This is a genomic window from Engelhardtia mirabilis (genome assembly GCF_007748095.1).
Lineage (GTDB): Bacteria > Planctomycetota > UBA1135 > UBA1135.
This window is the reverse complement of record NZ_CP036287.1, coordinates 2520709-2538798: the sequence shown is the minus strand read 5'-3', so window position 1 is coordinate 2538798 and position 18090 is coordinate 2520709. Positions and strand designations below refer to the sequence as shown.

The 18090-nt window shown below is 72.0% G+C and carries 12 protein-coding genes; 4 read left to right on the top strand and 8 right to left on the bottom strand.

The window, feature by feature from the left end; translation table 11 throughout:
- Window positions 1-19 precede the first annotated feature (19 nt).
- Both Pla133_RS09300 and Pla133_RS09295 read right to left on the bottom strand, forming a co-directional pair.
- Entirely contained in the window at window positions 20-1393 is a 1374-nt protein-coding gene (locus Pla133_RS09300) for a S41 family peptidase (RefSeq protein ID WP_145064639.1), read from the bottom strand.
- Window positions 1394-1402: 9 nt separating this feature from the next.
- On the bottom strand, window positions 1403-2446 hold the full coding sequence (locus Pla133_RS09295) for a hypothetical protein (protein ID WP_145064638.1): 1044 nt from the start codon (window positions 2444-2446) through the stop codon (window positions 1403-1405).
- A 261-nt stretch (window positions 2447-2707) separates the two neighbouring features.
- Between Pla133_RS09295 and Pla133_RS09290 the strand changes: the two genes are divergently transcribed.
- A complete protein-coding gene (locus Pla133_RS09290) occupies window positions 2708-3574 on the top strand; it encodes a glycosyltransferase (RefSeq protein ID WP_419192288.1) in 867 nt (288 codons plus the stop codon).
- Window positions 3575-3633: 59 nt separating this feature from the next.
- On the opposite strand, the gene Pla133_RS09285 is transcribed toward Pla133_RS09290, so the two are convergent.
- The 6 genes from Pla133_RS09285 to Pla133_RS09260 all read right to left on the bottom strand — a co-directional run bounded on the left by Pla133_RS09285 (window position 3634) and on the right by Pla133_RS09260 (window position 11244).
- Entirely contained in the window at window positions 3634-6129 is a 2496-nt protein-coding gene (locus Pla133_RS09285) for a glycoside hydrolase family 2 protein (RefSeq protein ID WP_145064636.1), read from the bottom strand.
- Window positions 6126-6908, bottom strand: coding sequence for a carbohydrate-binding family 9-like protein (locus tag Pla133_RS09280; protein WP_145064635.1), 783 nt, complete (start codon window positions 6906-6908; stop codon window positions 6126-6128). The genes Pla133_RS09285 and Pla133_RS09280 overlap by 4 nt, the downstream gene beginning before the upstream one ends.
- Before the next feature lie 17 nt (window positions 6909-6925).
- Window positions 6926-7825, bottom strand: coding sequence for a carbohydrate ABC transporter permease (locus Pla133_RS09275; protein WP_145064634.1), 900 nt, complete (start codon window positions 7823-7825; stop codon window positions 6926-6928).
- On the bottom strand, window positions 7822-8697 hold the full coding sequence (locus Pla133_RS09270) for a carbohydrate ABC transporter permease (protein ID WP_145064633.1): 876 nt from the start codon (window positions 8695-8697) through the stop codon (window positions 7822-7824). Before Pla133_RS09270 ends, Pla133_RS09275 begins: the two co-directional genes overlap by 4 nt.
- Window positions 8698-8943: 246 nt before the next feature.
- On the bottom strand, window positions 8944-9867 hold the full coding sequence (locus Pla133_RS09265; RefSeq protein WP_145064632.1) for a hypothetical protein: 924 nt from the start codon (window positions 9865-9867) through the stop codon (window positions 8944-8946).
- Window positions 9868-9870: 3 nt separating this feature from the next.
- The gene (locus Pla133_RS09260) at window positions 9871-11244 is read right to left on the bottom strand and encodes an extracellular solute-binding protein (RefSeq protein WP_145064631.1); all 1374 of its coding nucleotides are present in this window, start codon (window positions 11242-11244) and stop codon (window positions 9871-9873) included.
- A gap of 108 nt (window positions 11245-11352) precedes the next feature.
- Between Pla133_RS09260 and Pla133_RS09255 the strand changes: the two genes are divergently transcribed.
- From Pla133_RS09255 to Pla133_RS09245, 3 genes are read left to right on the top strand one after another with little or no spacing between them, the layout of a single operon-like run.
- Entirely contained in the window at window positions 11353-13326 is a 1974-nt protein-coding gene (locus tag Pla133_RS09255) for a right-handed parallel beta-helix repeat-containing protein (RefSeq protein WP_145064630.1), read from the top strand.
- A gap of 50 nt (window positions 13327-13376) precedes the next feature.
- Complete coding sequence (locus Pla133_RS09250) at window positions 13377-16379, top strand: alpha-mannosidase (RefSeq protein WP_419192287.1); 3003 nt, start codon at window positions 13377-13379, stop codon at window positions 16377-16379.
- On the top strand, window positions 16376-18049 hold the full coding sequence (locus Pla133_RS09245; protein WP_145064628.1) for a glycoside hydrolase family 20 zincin-like fold domain-containing protein: 1674 nt from the start codon (window positions 16376-16378) through the stop codon (window positions 18047-18049). Before Pla133_RS09250 ends, Pla133_RS09245 begins: the two co-directional genes overlap by 4 nt.
- Window positions 18050-18090 lie beyond the last annotated feature (41 nt).

Below are 18090 nucleotides of genomic sequence, written 5' to 3'. Positions count from 1 at the left end.
GAATTGCTGATCCAGGACACTAGCCTCCATGCTCCCAGCCCGCGTCCTTCGGGTCGTAGGACACCTCGCGCTGGGGGAAGTCGTCGAGTAGCGCCGCCGCGCGCTCGATCAGGGTGTCGCGGGACTCGGCGAGGTCCTCGGGGTCGTACTCGACCAGCTCGTGGGGGATCACGCCGATGCCCTCGATCCCGCGGCCATCGTTGAAGCGGCCCTTGTTGGAGGCGACCGAGACGTAGAGCGAGAAGAGGCCCGAGGGCAAGTCGATGGTGGTCTTGCTCGAGCTCATGCCGGCGGTCGGGCTCTCGCCGATCATGTAGGCGCGGCCGTCCTCCTTGAACATGCCGGCGCCTGTCTCCCCAGCGCTGCGGCAGGTGGCGTCGACGATGACGACGATCGGGCCGCCGTACTGGTTCGCGCCCGTCGAGCCCTGGGGCTTGGCGTGCTCGAGGGTGTAGCCCTCGGGGACGAAGCGGCCCAGGAGCTGCTCGTGGTCGAAGCCGCCGCCGGAGTTGCCGCGGAAGTCGAGCACGAGACCGGGCACCTGCCCGAGGGCCGCCAGGGCCGTGTCCATCTGCTCCACGACCGTGTCCTTGCAACGCCGCACCTGGACGTAGCCGTGGCCCGAGGGCAAGAGGCCGTAGTTGAGGTCATCGGTCGACTTCAGGCCCTCGGGGTAGAAGGCCGGGCCCCAGGGGGTCGGGTTGGACTTGCGGTAGGTGATGGTGCGCTGCTTCTTCTTGCGCTCGAGAGTCTTGAGCTCGACGTCCATCCGCGTGCCGACTTCCTGGGCCAGTCCCTGGTGCATGGCGTAGAAGCGCGCTTGATGGTCGGTGGAGAAGCTGAGCGTGTCCGAGAGCGTCTCGACGCGCCCGTCGAGCCACTTGCCGGCCTTCACGCCGTCGATCGCGACCACCTCCATGCCCGGCTCGAGGCCCAGGTCTGCCGCGTCGTTCCAGACGTTCTTGAGGTAGACCTTGCCGCCCGACTCGCACAAGAAGATGCCTGGGCCGGTCCGCTCCGGCTCTTCCGGCCAACGCACGTCCTCGCCGGCGGGCAGGGGCCGCACCTGTGCGTGACCGTCCTCGAGCCGCGCCAACAGGCGCACCAGGAGCACGAGGTGTTGCTGATCCGTCTCGACGTCCTTGGCCTCCTTCTTGAACTGCTTGGAGACCTTCTTCCAGTCGATCTGCTTGAGGTCGAAGAAGTGGCCACACTGCTGCTCGAGTTGGTCGAGGGCGAAGTCGATGTCGGCGGCGTAGTCGGTCTCGGCGGCGGACGGACCGACGAGGCAAGCGCTCGCGGCGGTCGGGGTCGTGGGGTTGTCGCGGCTGACCGCGGACGGCGGCGAGGCGAGGACAAGGATCAGCGGCAGGGACTGGATCAGGCGCAGCATGGGCCCATCCTAGCGCCGTGCCGCGGTCGCTCCGGCCTCGGCGCGAGCCAGGAACTCCTCCGCCAGGGCTCGGCGGTCGTCCACCCCGCTCGCCTCGGCAATGCGCGCGCGGATCGTCTCGTCGTCGACACCGGCGAGCCGTCCGAGGGTCACGACCGCGGGGTAGGCGTGGCCCTTCGAGCTCCAACGGGCGATATCAGCGAGTCCGTCCAAGGCCGTGGCGCGCAGCTCGGCGTAGAGGACCTCGTCGTGTCGCGCGGTCAGGCTCAGTAGCAGGAAGCTGGCCTTGTTGAGGTCGGTCCACTCGATCGAATCGAGCATCTGGACGAAGGGCTCGGGGTCGATGGACAGCTCCAACTCCGGGTGCGCGATGGCGTGGTCGACCAGCACCCCCAGGGCGCGGGTGGCGTTGTTCCGCACAGAGGAATCCGGATCGGACGCGGCGCGGGCCAGTTCGCGGGCGACCAGGGCCTTGTCGGCGCCGAAGGCCAGGGCCCAAGCCGCCGCCGCTCGGTGGTGGGCGTCGGCCGACTCGCGCAGGGTGCGCGCGACAGTCGCCGTCTGGCGCTGGGCGATCGCGACCGCTTGCAGCTCGACGGCGCGGCGCTGTTCGTACTTGGAGAGTGAGTAACCGTCCACGTGGTCCTCGCCCCAGACCCCCGCCTCGATCGCTTCGCCGAGGAGCTCCATGGAGCGGTCGTAGGCGGCGACCAGTGCCGGATCGAGTCGGGCATCGCCGTCGGGCTCGGGCAGCAGCCTGCGCTGGGGTCGTCCGACCTCGCGGATGCCGACCATCACGATCCGCTCCCCCGGGCCGAGCATCTCCATCAGGCTGACCTCGGCTACGCCTTCGAGGGCCTGGAGTCGCGCCAGGGCCGCGTCGCGGTCCAGCTCGCTGATGTCGCCCAGCGCCCAGCCGAGGGCCGCGACGACAGTCGCTCGATCGACGCTCCGCAGACCCCAGGTGTCGACGGCTGCGATGGGCGGTTCCTGGCGCGGAAGCGGGGAGGCGGAGAGGAGCAGCGCGACGAGGGACAGTGCAGCGAGTTGCATGGGCCGGAGGTTTCGTGGTGAAGCGGCGAGTCTCACCCCCACTCGCCGCCGAGGGATCAAGCGCTGCAAGCATCCGGGAGAAACTGCACCTGGCGGGCGGGGTAGGCGTTCGTACGGTGCCCCGCTGCGCCGGCTCGTGTGAGCCGTACACTCCGTCCCGTGCGAATCTTGATCGCCAGTCCGGCGCCGCGGGGATCCCTGGCAGGCAACCGACGGACCGTCCTGCGCTGGGCACGCTGACTGCGCTCCCTGGGTCACTCCGTGCGGGTGACGGCGGAAGCGGATCCCGGGCAGCTCGACCTCGGGGCCTTCGACCTGGTGATCGTCCTGCACCTGCGCCGCGGAGCCGCGTTGCTGCGCGCAGTGGCGGACCTGCCCCACCGTCCACACCTGATCGGCGCTGTCTCGGGCACCGACCTGTACCTCGAGCCGGGGATCGACGCGGAGCTCGTGGCCGAGTGCGATGCGCTGGTGACCCTGCAAGCCGAGTCGCGCCGAGCGCTTCCCGCCGGACTTCAGGCGCGCACGCGCGTCATCCTCCAGTCCGCGGCGAGCCCGCAGGTCCATCCGACGCCGAGGGACGATGTCTTCGAGGTCTGTGTCCTCGCTCATCTGCGGGCGGTCAAGGACCCGCTCCTGCCGGCCAAGGCGTCCGAGCTGCTGCCCGAGTCCTCGCGCATCCGGATCCTGCACGCGGGCGCCGTGCTCGACCCGGGCTTGGGCAAGCGGGCGGCGGAGCTGAGCCGCGACCTGCCGCGATGGAGTTGGTTGGGTGCACTCGATCGCGGCGCCGCCGCCGAGCTCCTGGGCCACTCCAAGGTCTGCCTGGTTCCCTCCCTCGCGGAGGGCGGCGCCGCGGTTCTGACCGAGGCCATCGTTGCAGGCGTCGCCGTGGTCGCCTCGCGCGTGCCGGGCAACGTCGGCGTGCTCGGGGAGGATCACCCGGGCTTGTTCCCCGCGGGAGATGCCGAGGCCCTGGCATCGATCCTGAGCCGCGCGGAGAACGACGGGGCATTCCTCGAGCACCTACGCGCGCGCAGCCGCGAACTCGCACCGCGCTTCGCCCCGCCGGTCGAGCGCCAGGCCTGGCGAGAGCTGCTCGAGGACCTCGAGCGGAGCCCCTCCTGAGCGCTCGACGTCCCTCGACTCAGGTGGCGGCTCGGATGTCGTCGATCGGAGACCCGACCTCAGGTCAGGGACTGCAAAGACCGCGGGCTGAGCGAATGGGATCGGGTCTCGAGGACCAGATCCCGTTCGACATCGGGGAACAGATGCAGGAATTGTCCGCCCTCCTGCCCCGCGATCGGTCGGGGCGCCTCGCCGCGCACGCCCGCGCCCGCCTGGACGAAGGTCCACGGCGCCGGGCGGTCGCAGCTGACGCGCACGCGCACGCGGCCGTTCTCGCGCGCGACCTCCACGAGACGGACGTTCGGATGACCGAGTGCAACCTCGCGCCAGGGAACCAACTTCGCCAGCTGCGGCCTGGCGATGGACTCACCCGCGACCGTCACGTCCACCGCCAACAGGGCCTCGCCTTGCGGCAGCGACACCTCCGCGCAGGCAGCGGCCAGGTCCAGGGTCCAGACCTTGCCCCGCCCGCTGCGACCGATCTGCCCGCCGAAGCTCCACTCCCGCGCCAGGTCTCCGTCGGACTTCCACAACCGCGCGTTGCCTTCCACCTCGGCCGCACCGCCGTCGTCGAGGGCCCAGACCTCGACCCGACCGCCGCGCTGGGCCAGGGACATGGCCCGCGGCGCGAAGGCCCGCGCCAGGGCGAAGTGCAGGGCCTTCCAGCGGCCGTCGCGGTCGATCGTCGACCAAGTCGGCGCGGCCCAGGGCTCGTTGAGCTGCCAGAGCAGCGCGCCAGAACAGCGCGCCGAGCGCCGCCAATGCTCGATCCCGAGCAGCATCCCCTCGGCTTGAAGGATCTGCGTCAGCCAGAGTTGATCGGCGAAGGTGCGCGGCAGGCGGTGTTCGCGTCGCAGGTACTCGAGCAGGCGCGCCGTGCCCACGCCTGAACGCTGGCGGTGCCCCACCGCGTCCGAATCCAATCTGCGCTGCGCGGCCGGGATGCGCGCGTTGAACGTCGCCGGCGCCGGGAAGCTCTGGAACCCGAACTCGCTCACGAAGCGGTGGCGGCTCGCGGTCTGGCTCTCGAAGGGCTCGCCCCCGTGCCAGACTCCCCACAGGTGTGCGTCGCCCGAGTCCGGCGAGTTGAACGCCATGCGATCGCCCGAGGGCGAATGCGGGCTGCCGGGCCACCAGGGGCGCGTGCCGTCGTGGGCGGTGACGACCTCGGGCAAGAGCCGGTCGAAGAGCCGACGGTAGTCGCTCCAGGACATGCGTACATCGGTCCAACGCGGACCCGAGAGGCCGTTCTCCAGCTCGTTGTTGCCGCACCACAGCGCCAGCGACGCCCGGTGCTGCAAGCGCCGCACGTGCTCGGTGGCCTCCGCGCGCACGTTCGCCATCCACTCGCGGTCGAAGGTCGGATAGGTGCAGCAGGCGAAGGGGAAGTCCTGCCAGACGATCAGGCCCAGCTCGTCGCAGCGGTCGTAGAAGGCGTCTGAGGCGTAGGGCCCGCCGCCCCACACGCGCAGGCAGTTCATGTGGACCGCGGCCGCTTCGTCGACCAGGGCGGCCTCGGCCCCGGCGGTCGCGCCGCCTTGGGTCGGCAGGGCCAGCGGCGGCACGATGTTCGACCCGCGGGCGAAGAAGCGTCGGCCGTTGGCCACGAAGGCGAAGCCCTCGCCATCGGCGTCCGGGCGCCGCTCGAGCTCGAGGCGGCGCAGGCCGATCCGGCGGCTCCAGCGGTCGAGCTCGGCGCCATCGCGATCGTGCGCGACGACTTCGAGGTCGTAGAGGGGTTGGTCGCCCAGCCCCCGCGGCCACCAGAGTCTGGGATCGTCGACGCGCAGACCCAGCTCCGACCGTGCGCCGCCAACCGTTGCGGTCGCCTCTGCGATCGACTCGCCCGCGAAGGACAGCCGTGAGGTGACGACGACGGACCCGCGGCCGACGCGATCCAACTCGACGCCCAGGCGCAGGTCGACCCGACCGCGGCGGTGCTCCTGATCCACTCGCACCCAATCGATCCGCGCCAGGTCGGTCGCCTCCAACCACACGCTCCCGGTGATCCCCACCGGCACGACCTTCGGCGCGAAGTCCCAACCGAAGTGCACCGGCGGCTTGCGGACCCAGGCCCCCGAGTGGTCCTTGTCGGCGCCGACGCCCCAGGCGGGCAGGTTGCGTTCGAGATCGCGCTCGGTGAGGTAGGCGAAGATCGGCTCGAAGTCCACGCGCAGGGCGTGGGTGCCGGGCTTGGAGCCGGTCAGGTCGAAGTCCCAGGTCCGCATGGCGTTGTCGGTGCGGCCCAGATCCCGTCGACCCAGTCGGACCTGCGCCAGGGTGTCGAGCCCGCCGAAGCGCAGGCGCAGGCGGCGCGCAGCGGCGAGCTCGGCAGGGATCGCGAGCTCGTCGCGGTAGCTCCAAGTGGCCCGCGGCACCCACTGCCAATCGAGTTCGGCCAGACCCTCCTCGAGCGGCGGCAGGAGCCCCGCCGCCAGCAGCGAGGCCTGGACCGATCCCGGCACCACCGCCGCGATCTCGCCCTCGACGCGGGGCCGCCGTCCCGCTTGGCGCAGGGTCCAGCCGCCGACCTCGACGCTGCAGTTGGCGCTCACTCGGCGAAGTGGAGCCAGCCCCAACGCAGGGGCAGGTGCATGTCGACCATGCCCTGGGGCGACCAGACCCAGTTGTGCTCGGGGGTCTTGGGCACCTTGCGGTAAGCGCCCTCGTGCACCTCGAGGTCCCACTGCACGCGGCTGAAGTTGAGTAGCCACCTGTCGCCGACCTCCGGCGCCGCCGGCGTTTCGGTGTGGATCCCGAGGGCCGCGAAGGGGATCGCGATCTCCACCGTCCAGCCGCGGTCGGTGTCGGTCGGGTCGTTGAGCGTGCCGTCGAGCTGCACCGCCGTGCGGAGCCCTTCGATCCGCCACTCGCTGTCGGCCGGCCCGCCCATGCGGTAGGGCTTACGCAGCACCAGGTCCCAGACGGTGCCCAGGGCGTTGACCTCTAGCTCGTAGTAGTTGAGCCCGTCGCAGGAGGGGTTCAGGAAGACCTCGAAGTCGTTGTCGTGGAAGATCACCGCGTCGCGCTCGGTGAGGGTCGCCCACAGGTGCGGCTCGACCAGCTCGGCGGCGATGTAGAGGTGCTGGGCGTCCCACAGCAGCTTGGCCCGCGTGCGGTGCCGCGGCTCGGGCTTGAGCGGCCCCTCGATGTCCACGAAGTCCTCGGTCCACTCGGCTGCGGCCCAGGCCTTCTTGGTCAGGTCCCCGTCGATCTCGAAGGTCTCCGCCGCGCGCTTGGCGGTGTAGCGCCGACGCACCTGGCGCCGCGGCAGCTCGCGCTCGTAGGGCGCCAGATCGGTCTCGTCCTCGGGGTCCAGGTCGCTGGGGTGCATGGATCTCTATGGGGGTCTCAGCCCTTGAGCCCCTCGCTGGCGGAGCCCTGGACGAAGAAGCGCTGGCAGACCACGAACAGCACCAGCACCGGCGCCGTGGTCAAGACGCTGGCGGCCATCAGCTCGGTCCACTGGGTGCCGCCGTGCTGACTCTGGAACATCCGCAGACCCAGCGCCAGGGTGTACTGCTCCTGGTGGTTGACGAACACCAGCGGCGCGATGAAGTCGTTCCAGGAGGCCACGAACTGCAACAGGGCCACCGTCGCCAGGGCCGGCACGGCGTTGGGCATCAGCACCCGCCAGAAGGTCGCCCAGCGGCCGCAGCCGTCGATCTCCGCGGCCTCGTCGAGTTCTTTGGGCAGGGTCAGGAAGAACTGCCGCAGAAGGAAGATCGAGAAGGCGCCGCCGAACCAGGCCGGCAGCCACAGGGGCACGAGCGTGCCGATCAGGCCCAGGTGCTTGAACAGGAGGTACTGGGGCGCCATCAACACGGTGAACGGCAGGGTCATCGTCGCCAGGACGATGCCGAACACGAGCTGCCGCCCCCGCCAGCGCAGGCGCGCCAGGGCGTAGGCCACGATCGCGCTGGAGAGGGTCATGCCGAGGGTCGACAGGCTCGCGACGAGCACGGAGTTGCGGAAGTAGCGCGGGAAGTCGGCGGAGGGGCTGGTCCACACGTCGGTGTAGTTGTCGGCGGCGGTCGCGGCGGCTTCCGCCCAATAGGCGGGCTCCAGGGCCGAGCGCGGCGCACCCTCGGCGTCGACCACCACCGGCAGCAGCCCCACGTCCGCCGACAGGGCTTGGCTCTCCGGCTTCAGCGACGTCGACAGCATCCAGAACAGAGGCAAGGCCCACACCGCCCCCACCAGGACCAGCAACGGATACAGCAGCCAAGCCTGCAAACGCGAGCGCCTCACACCGCCTCCGTCTGCACGAAGCGTCGTCCGAGCCGCAGGGCGATGGCCGTCAGCCCGAGGATGACCAAGAACTGCAACCAGGCCAGGGCGCTGGCGTAGCCCATGCGGCCGTACTGGAAGGCGTTCTGGAAGATCGACATGGTGAAGACCTGGGTCGCCCCCGCCGGACCGCCGCGGGTCATCACCAGGGGCGCGGCGAAGACCTGCGCCGCCCAGATGATCGAGACGATCAGGTTGAACATCAGCGCCGGGCCGATCGCCGGCAGCACCACCGCGCGCAGCCGCCAGATGGCCGAAGCACCGTCCAGGCCCGCCGCTTCGATCAACTCCCGCGGCACGCCGCGCAGGGCCGCCGTCAGCACCAGCACCTGGGAGCCGACCACCCAGGCCCCCATCACCACCAGGGACATCAGGGCGAAGCGCCCGTCACCGAGGAAGTCGACGCCGGACAGCCCGAGCCGCCGCAGAACCACGTTGAACAGCCCGAATTCCTGGTGGTAGAGCCACATCCAGCCGATGGCCGAGGCAACGATCGGCACGAGCACCGGCGCGAAGACCACCGCCCGCACCACTTCGCGCCCGCGCAGCCGCTGTTCGAGCAGCAGCGCCAGGCCCAGCGACACCAGGAAGTTGAGCGCCACCGCCGCGGCGGTGTAGACGGCGGTGTTGCGGATGCTCTGCCAGAACACGGGGTCGTCCCCCATCTCCCGGTAGTTGTCGAGTCCGATCCACAGGGGCGACTCGATCAGGGCGTAGTCGGTGAATCCGGTGTAGAGCGCCAACCCGACCGGCACGGCGAGGAAGACCACGGCTCCCACCAGGAAGGGCGAGGCCCAGATCCAGCCGGCGCGGTGCTCGGTAGCGCGACTCACCCTGTGACCTCGCCCACGCCCCTGGCGCGCTGAGCAGGAGCCACGCAGTCGTTGAGCCCGGGATTCACCGTCGCATCCTAGCGACGGCGGGCGCAGGCCTGCAGGCCCGTCCCTCGAGCCACGAGCCGGAGGGTCTCGGGAATCCGGGCACCCGTGGCGCTACCACACGATCTCGGATCGCACTCGGTCCGCGGTGCGCGGGAGGGCTGATCCGCGGCCCGGCTTCGGACCGGGAGCGCGGTTCGGTCAGCGGTTGTCGCTTCCGACCGACTCGATCCGATCCATGGTCAGGCGTGCGTTGATCTCGCTGAGGACGTTGAGGTGCGGCGCGGCTCCCGGGGCGGGGCGGTGGCGGAAAGCGTCGATTCCGAAGGGACCGCGGTAGCCAGCGGCAGCGAGGGCGCGGCCGACTTCATTGCAGGCGGCGAGCACCGTGGAATCGTCCGCGCGGCCGAGGTGATTCGGGTCGGCCGCGTCGGTTCGCGTCCAGGCGCCCTGGCGAGTGGTGAGCTGGAAGCCGGGGGTGAGCACTTGGACGTTGCCACTGGCCGTCACGGCACCGCAGACGGTGAGCTCTTCGACGACATCGGCCCAGGGCTCCACCACTACCGGCCCGCGGGCCAGGCTCGCGGCGAGCCAGGCGCGGTCGGGGCCCTCGACGCGTCCGGCCGCGAGTCGGCGGCGGCCGCGGCCCGCCGCGCCGAAGGTCCGGCGCACGAGCCAGCCCAGGGCGGCCGGGCGTGCGACGAGAGACAGAGCTTCGTCGAGGTCCGAAGCAATCCGTTTCTCGAACGCCGGGCCCTCCAGGCGCTCGCGCAGCTCCGCCGCGAAGGGGCGTGCGTTGACGCGGCGCAGGACGTCGACGTCCAGGACGCCGCGCGGCGTCGCACCCGCCCGCTCGAGCAGACCCACCGCCCGCGGGGTCGGACACCAAGCGCGACCCTCGAGGCCGGCGGCCGCGCCGGGCGGAGTGCGCTCGTCGACGATCAGGTCACCGGGTGCGAGGAAGCTGCGCCCGCGCGCCGACTCCTCGACCAGTCGCGCTCGCTGCCGGGCGAGGACGGCGAGCATCGCCGCCGTGGGCTGGTAGCGGCGCGGCACCGCGAGCTCCTCCTCGGCATCGAAGTTGAGCACCCAGGCCACGGGTGCGCGCCTCGTGGCAGCAGCCACGGCTCAGACTCGCTCCCGCCGCGCCCGGTAGCGCTCGCGCGCGGCCTCGAGCAAACCCTGGGCGCGCGTCTGCACGCGCTCGAGCTCGGTGCCCACGTCCGCGCCCATCCAGATCGCGTCGAAGGCTTGGACCATGAGGTCGCTGGTCGCCTTCCACGCGCGGGTCTCGGGCAAGACCGACACCGCCGGGCTCTTGGCCACGGCCTCGTGCACGGCGACGAAGGGATTGGGGTGCCCGACCAGGAAGTCCGGCGACGTCGTCGCCAGGGGGCTCGGCTTGCAGTGGGCGCGAGCCAACTCCTCCTGGGACTCACGCGTCTGGGTGAAACGCACGAACTCCCAGGCCTCCTCCGGGTGCGGGCAGCCGCGGGGGATGCCGATCGTGTCGCACTCGAGCAGGCCGCGCGGACGCGCCGGGTCCAGGTCCGCGGCGGGCACCGGCACGGGCGCGGCGACGTAGTCGAGGTTCGGCGTGAACTGCCGCGCGAAGTTGGCCATCCAGGGTCCCTGGACGGTCATGGCCACCCCGCCCGACAGGAACGGATCCGCGGCGGACAGCATCGTGCGTTCCCAGGACAAGCCGAAGGAGCGCGAAGCGGCGCGGCCGTGGCGCTCGGCGGTGTCGGAGACCCACTGGTAGGCGCGGCGGCAGCCTTCCGAGGCCAGACTCATGCGCGGCGGGCGCTCGCCGTGACCGGGCTCCATCAGCTCGGCGCCGAACAGGCTCGGCCAGACGTAAGGCCACCACAGCGGAATGTTCTGCAGGAAGCCCGCGCGGGTGATGCGGCCGTCGGCGCCGCGCTCGACCAGGCGTTCGGAGACCGCGTCGAGTTCTTCGATCGTCGCCGGCGGCGCGTCGAGGCCGACCTGGGCCAGGCGCGCGCGGTTGGCGTAGAGCACCAGGCTGTAGCAGGTGTTCGCGCCGCACCACAGCCGGCCCTCGTGCTGCAAGAGGCGTTCGATGGCCGGAGCGTAGTAGCCGCTCGCCAGCTCCGCCCCACCGGGGAAGTCGTCGAAGGGCATCAGCGCGCGCGCCTCCGCGAAGTAGGGCACGTTCCAGGAGAACAGCCCCACCACGTCCGGCGGGTCACCGCCGCCGATGGCCACCATGGCCTTGGAGAAGATCTCGGCCACGGGCACGCGCTCGACCCAGGAGCGGTCCTGGCTGGCGTTGAAGCGATCCACGATGCGCTGGACCGCCTCGCCCTCGGCGCCGGTCCACTTCTCCCAATAGCGCAGGTGCACGCGCCCGGCCGGGACGGTCCGACGGCGGCCGGGAGTCAAGAGGGCCGCGGCGCCGGCCGCACCGAGCAGGCCCAGGGCGACGCGACGGCTGACGCTGGCGCCGGGGGCGGTGGGCTCGGGGGAGGCATCCAAGGTGGGGCGCGGCTCCTCGCCGGCCGCTGGCGCCGGCAGCGCGGCGCACACCGTACGAAAAACCGTGATTGGCTGAACTATCGCCGCACCCCGGCACTCCCCCCTCGCATGAACACACCCCGAGCCCTGTTCGCGATCGCCCTCGCGGCCCCCCTCTCGGCTCCCTTCGCCGAGGCGGCGACGATCCACGTCGACGCCGCGGCCACCGGCGCCGCCGACGGCACCACCTGGACCGACGCCTTCGGTGACCTGCAGTCCGCCCTGGCCGCCGCCTCGGCCGGGGACGAGATCTGGATCGCGGCCGGGGTCTACACCCCCTCCGACATCGACGCCACGGCGAGCTTCGTGCTGGTGGACGGGGTCGCGCTCTACGGCGGCTTCGCGGGCGGGGAGACGAGCCTGGCCCAGCGCGACTGGATCGCCAACCCGACTCGGCTGTCCGGCGACATCGGGCAGGACGACGAGGTCGGCAGCGGCCTGTCCTGGTACCTGAGTTGGAACATCCACAGCGCCAACTCGGGGCACGTGTTGCGGGCCCAGAACGTGGGGGCGGGAACGATCGTCGATGGCCTGACGGTCGAGGCGGGCCTGCTCGGCCCGGCCGGGACACCGGCGGGCTCCGAGCTGATGGTCGGCGGCGGTCTCTATTGCCGGGACGCGTCCCCGGTCCTGCGTAACGTCACGTTCGCGCACTGCGAGGCCGCCTTCGCCTCGGGCGGCGCGGCCTACGTGTTCGACGCCAGCCCGATCTTCGAGGACTGCAGCTTCCTCGAGAACTACACCCACCTCGGCAACGCCGGTGCCTTGTACGTGGCGGGCGCTAGCGAGCCGACGATTCGCCGCTGCAGCTTCGCCCGCAACGTGGCCGTGGCCGCCAGCGGTGACGCCTCCGGCGGAGCCGTCTACCTGTTCGGGACGCTCCCGGTCGAGGTCACGGGTTGTCTGTTCGAGGACAACCAGACCAAGCAGTTCTACTCGGTGAGCAACTACCCCACCCACGGCGGCGGCCTGTCGTCGTTCCTGGCGGGCGTCGAGATCCGCGACTGCGTCTTCCGGCGCAACCGCTCGCAGCTCGGGGCCGGCCTGATGACCTGGGGTCCGACCCTGGTGGTCAACTCGGTATTCGCCGACAACGTGGCCTTCGAGGTGCCCGGAACGATCACCGACCAGGGCGGTTGGGGCGGCGCCGCGATGGTCAACTCCTACGCCGGTGCCGAGTTGCGGATGGTCAACTGCACCGTGGCCCACAACACGGCCGTCAAGTACGCAGGCCTCTACGCCGGCAACAACGCCACCATGACCATCGACAACTCGATCCTGTGGGGCAACCAGGCCTCCAACGTCGAGATCCAAGGTGGTTGGAAGGAGCAGCTCGGCGGCAGCTTCGATCTATCCTGGTCCTGCGTCGAGACGATCTTCGCGCCCCACGCGCCGGGCGAGGACCCGATCGAGCCCTCGAAGCTGCCCGGCTGCACCGACCAGGACCCGCTGTTCGTGGTCCCCGGCGTCGGCGGGGACCTGCACCTGTCGGCGACTTCGCCCTGCGTCGACGCGGGCCGCAACGACCTGGTCGCGGGCCTGGCCCTGCTCGACCTGACGGGTGGCGGACGCAACCAGGACGACCCGGCCGCGGACGTGGGCTCGGGCGGCGCACCGCTGGTCGACATGGGCGCCCACGAGCGCGGCGCCCAGGCCCTGACCGTCGACACGGCCCAGTTGTCCGTGGCAGCGGGCGGCGCCCAGCACCTCACCCTCGACCTGGGTGCGACCCAGGGCGGCAGGCCGTACCTGGTGGCCGGCAGCCTCTCGGGTACCTCCCCCGGGCTCCCGGTCGACGGCCTGGTCGTGCCCCTCGTGCTCGACGCCTACACCTCGACGACCCTCACCGCAGCCAACCAGGGTGCCCTCGTCGAGACCTTCGGGATCCTCGACCAGGACGGCCGCGCCCAGGCGGCCATCGCCCTGCCCCCCGGCGCGCCCGCGGCACTGGTGGGCCTGCGCGCCGACCACGCGGCGATCGCACTCGGCGCGGCGGGAGTCAGCGCTGCCTCGGGCTCGACGCCGCTCGAGTTCCTTCCTTGAGCGCCCGGGCGGCGTCGGATCGTCTCCGCCCCCACTAGACTCGCGGCGTGGTGACCCATGCCCTCCTGGCCGCCCTGCGGGCGCGCACCTACGCCGAGCAGGTCCTCGAACCGGCCGCCTTCCCCGTCGACCAACGCCTGCGGGCCGAGGTCTTGCGTCCCGGCCGTGCGTTGACGGCCCGCGAGGCGGCGCAGTCCGAGGGCTGGCAGCCGGTGGAGCCCGGCTGGCGCTGGGGGCCGGTCTGGTCGACGGCCTGGTTCCGGCTGCGAGGTGAGGTTCGCGAGGGGCTCGATCCGGGGCAGACCTGGCTGCGCTTCTGCTCGGGGACCGAAGCGTTGCTCTGGCGCGACGGCGCGCCGACCCACGGGCTCGACGAGAACCGGCGCCGGATCCCGATCGACCCGGTGGGCGCGCCCGGCGACGCGGTGGAGCTTCTGATCGAGGCCGACTGCAACCGGCCCCTGGGCGCGACGACCTTCTTCTTCGACGAGGCCGAGGTCCGCCGGCGCTGGGCGGAGCCGAACCCGGGGCGCTTCGAGGGCGCGGGCCTGTGTCGACGCGACCCGGTGGCCTGGCGCCTCTTGCACGCGTTCCTGTTCGTGGCGGACCTGGTCGAAGACCTGGGCGACGGCACGGCACGGGGCGACGCGCTCCAGGCGGCGCTCGAGCACGTGCGCACGCTCGTCGATCCGCGCGAGCCCGGCGTGGGTGCTGCGGCCGCTCTCGACCACCTCACGGGCGTCCTCGCAAACGGAGCGACCGACGACGCCGGCCGCTGCTTCGCGGTGGGCCACGCCCACCTGGACACGGCCTGGCTCTGGACCACGGCGCAGACCCGCCGCAAGGCACTGCGGACCTTCTCCACCGCCCTGCGCACGATCGAGGACTCGGGCTCCTTCCACTTCCTGTGCAGCCAACCCCAGCAGTACGCCTGGCTCGAGGAGGACTCGCCACAGCTCTTCGAGCGCGTGCGCGCCGCCGTCGATGCCGGCCGCTGGGAGCCCCTGGGCGCCATGTGGATCGAGCCCGACGCGAACATGCCCTCGGGCGAGAGCCTGTGCCGTCAGCTCGAGCAGGGCACGCGCTACATGGAGAGCCGCTTCGGCGTGAGCGGTCGCCAGCGCCTGCTCTACCTGCCGGACACCTTCGGCTTCTGCGCCAGCCTGCCCCAGCTCGCGCGCCTCGCCGGCCTCGACACCTTCATCACCAACAAGCTGTGGTGGAGCGAGACGACGACCTTCCCCCACACGACCTTCACCTGGCGCGGGCTCGACGGCAGCGAGATCCTGGCGCACCTGACGCCCGGCCAGGACTACAACGCGACGGTGCACCCGGTGGAGCTGCGACGCGGCGAGCGCATCACGGCCGAGCGCGAGACGGCGGGCGTGGACGATTGGCTCCTGCCCTACGGCTTCGGAGACGGTGGCGGCGGGCCGACGCCGGAACAGGCTTGGCGTGCCGAGTTGGCCGCCGATGCCGAGGGCTTGCCGCGGGTCGACACGCGCGGCACCGCGGCCTTCTGCGAGCACCTGCACGCCGAGGTCGCCGCCGCCCGCGACGCCGGGCGCGAGCTGCCGGTGCACGAGGGCGAGCTGTACCTCGAGTTGCACCGGGGCACCTGGACCAGCCAGGCCTCGCTCAAGCAGCTCAACGCCTTCCTCGAGGCGCGCCTGCGCGGGTCCGAGGTGATCGCGGCCCTGACCGGCGACGAGGACCGCGCCGCCACCTGTGAGCGGGTTCAACGGACGCTGCTCCTGAACCAGTTCCACGACATCCTCCCCGGCTCGGGCACGCGCGAGGTCGTGGAGGAGGCGGTCGACGCCTACATCGAGGCCCTGATCGAGTTGGACCGCGGTTGGAAGAAGGACGCGACGCGCCCGACGGAGGTGGTCTTCAATCCGTCCACCCGGGCGCAGGTCCTGTGCTTCGGCGAGGAGCCGCTCGCCGGGCTCGGCCTGACCCTGCGAACCGGCGGCAGCCGCGCCGTCGCCGCGGGCGAGCTGGACGACCTGACCCTCGTCACCGATCACTTCCGCGCGACCTTCGACGAGGCGGGGCGCGTGCGCTCGCTGGTCACCGCCGCCGGGCGCGAGTTGGCGATCGACGGCCGCCCCATCGCGGCCCTGCGCCTGCACGACGACCGCCCGCGTCGCTGGGAGGCCTGGGACATCGACCCCGAGGACCACGCGCGCTTCGCGGAGCTCGACGGCCCCTGCACGAAGATCGAGCCCCTGACCGGCGGTCCGGGCCTCGTCTTCGAGCGCCGACTCGCCACCGGCACCGTGATCAAGATCACCTGGCGCGCCAGCGCCGACGGCCGCGGCCTGGGCGCGAGCATCCACTGCACCCCGTGGAAGGAGGAGCGCAAGCTCTTGCGGATGGCCTTCCCCGTCGCCGTGCGCGCGGACCATTGGAAGGCGTCGATCCCCTTCGGCTTCCTCGAGCGGCCCCTGACCCTGGACACGCCCTCCGAGCGCGCGCGCTTCGAGGTGCCGATCCAACGCTGGATGGATCTGTCGGGCGACGACGCGGGCCTAGCCGTGTTGAACGACTCGAAGTACGGGGCCAGCGGCGCGGGCGACACCCTCGGCCTGTCGCTGCTGCGCGCGACGCGCTTCCCCGACCCGGCCGCCGACAGCTCCCTGCCGCTCAGCTTTCGCATCGAGCTCGTGCCCCACGACGGACCCGCGCCGTTGGCGGAGATCACCGCCCGCGCCGAGGCCCTGCCCTGGAGCGGTGATCCGGCGCGCATCGACGTGGACTCGGCGCGCCGGGCGGGCCCCTTCGAGCTCGTCCAGGTTGCCGGCGGCGGCGCGGCGTTCGTGTCGTCGCTGCGGCTGATCGATGGCGGCTTGCGACTGCGGATCTGGGAGGGCGTCGGAGCACCGGTGGACGTCTCGGCGAGCTTCCCGGCCCCCGTCCGCGCGGCGCGCGCCGTGGACCTGCGCGGCGCTGCGGATCCGCGCCTCGCCGTCGAGCTGAAGGACGGTCGGCCGCACCTGCGCCTGGCCCCGTTCCAGGTCGCCACCCTCGACGTCGAGCTGGACCGATGAGCGACCTGCGCGAGCTCGACCCGCTGCTGGTGCCGGCGCCCAGCCGGCTCACCCGACGCGAGGGTTGGCGCGCCGACCACGTGGCCGACCGTCGGCGCGACACCCGCTACGCAGAGGAGGCCTACCGCCTAGACGTGGACGAGCACGGCGTGTTGATCACCGCCCTCGGCGAGGCCGGCTTCGCCCGTGGCGAGGCGACCCTGGCCCAGTTGCGGCGCCAGTACGGCACGCGCCTGCCGCGGCTCACGATCGAGGACGCGCCGGCCTGGGGCGAGCGCGGCTACATGCTCGACGTCAGCCGCGATCGCGTGCCGACGAATCACTTCTTGGTCCAGCTCGCCGAGCGCACGGCGGCGCTCAAGCTCAACCACCTCGAGCTGTACACGGAACACACCTTCGCCTACCGCGACCACGAGGAGGTCTGGCGCGCGGCCTCGCCCCTGACCGCGGCCGACGTGCGCGGCCTCGATGCCCTGCTCGCGAGTCGGTCCGTGCGCCTGGCCGCCAACCAGAACTGCTTCGGCCACCTGGAGCGCTGGCTGCGCCTGCCGCGCTACGCGCCCCTGGCCGAGACCCTGGGGTGCTTCGTGTTCGAGGGCATCGAGCTGCAAGGCCCCTTCAGCCTGTGCCCCACCGACGGGCGCAGCCTGCCCTTCGTCGAAGGCCTCCTGGACGAGCTGCTCGAGAACTTCAGCTCGCGCGTGGTCCACGTCGGCTGCGACGAGACCCAGGACGTGGGCCAGGGTCGCTCGCGCGCGGAGGTGCAGGCCGTGGGTGTGTTCGAGGTGTATCGCCGGCACCTCGACGGCGTCGCCGCCGCGGCGCGCAAGCGGGGTTTCGAGCCGCGCTTCTGGGCCGACATCGCCCTGCACTTCCCCGACCGGCTGGCCGAGCTCTCCGCCGACCTGGTGCCGGTGGCCTGGGGCTACGAGCCCGACCACCCCTTCGACGCCCAGGCCGGTGCCCTGGCCGCGAGCGGTCGGCCCTTCCACCTGTGCTGCGGCACCTCGGCCTGGCGCAGTTTCACCGGGCGCACCACCGAGCGCCGCGCCAACCTCGCGGGCTGCATCGCCGCCGCTGCGGTACACGGCGCCCGAGGCGTGCAGATCGCCGAGTGGGGCGACGTGGGGCACCGCCAGGTGGAGCCCATCGGTCGCCTGGCCCTGGCCGAGTTCGCGAGCCGGGCCTGGAACCCGGCGGCGCAGCCGGACCCGCGCGCGATCAGCCTGCAGGTCTTCGGCGACGAGAGCCTGCGGCTCGCGGACTGGCTCGCGGAGCTGGGCGACGCCGACCGCGACCTGCGCGCGGTGTCGGGCGTCCCCGAGGCGGACGGCTCGCCGCGCCGTTTGACCAACGCCACCGCCCTCTTCGAGCGGCTGCACCCCTCGGGCTTCCCCTTCCGCTTGCCCGCAGATCCCGCGCCCTGGCACGCGGCGCTCGAGCGCCTCGCCGACCTGCGCGCCGCGCGACCGGCCGTGGACGCCCAGCTCGACGCCGAGCTCGACCACGCCCTGGACCAGGCCGAGTTGGGTGCACGCACCGGAGCCGGTGAGCCGACCGGGGAGTTGCCCGCGCGGGTGCGCGCCGAGCACCGCCGCCTCTGGCTCGCCGGCTCGCGCCCGGGCGGACTCGAGGACAGCCTCGCCTGGTGGCCCCGCGTCGACGGCTGAAGCAGGCGGGGTTCAGGTCGGCCGTCCCGGGGGTCGATGGG